Below are 415 nucleotides of genomic sequence, written 5' to 3'. Positions count from 1 at the left end.
CATTCCTCATTGTATGTGTTTATAACCGTATTGTTTTTAATGGGTGTCATCTTCGGGGCTGTACTTGTGAACAGCCTTAGCTTCACGCAAAAAGAGGATTTGTTTTATTACCTATCCCAATTTTTTGGACAGGTTTCACAGGGGAAAATAACATCGGATCATGAGATGTTCACAACTAGCCTTGCTCATAATGTAAAATATATCGGGTTCATTTGGATTCTAGGTATCTCGATTATCGGACTGCCGATTATTCTGGTTTTATTATTTTTAAAGGGGATGGTAGTCGGGTTTACCGTTGGTTTTTTGGTCAATCAGATGGGGTGGAACGGCTTTTTGCTCGCCTTTGTTTCGATCTTGCCGCAAAATATCTTTATCGTTCCCAGTTTTATAGTCATTGCTGCGCTTTCTGTCTCAC

At 39.8% G+C, this 415-nt stretch carries 1 protein-coding gene; it reads left to right on the top strand.

The features are described from left to right. The coding region (gene spoIIM, locus AC2JF9_RS09875) for a stage II sporulation protein M (protein WP_500727423.1) at positions 1-415 on the top strand (415 nt) is incomplete at both ends.

Source organism: Lactobacillus sp. C449L (assembly GCF_059900815.1).
The sequence above is the reverse complement of the archived record's forward strand: the minus strand, read 5'-3'. Positions and strand labels throughout refer to the sequence as shown.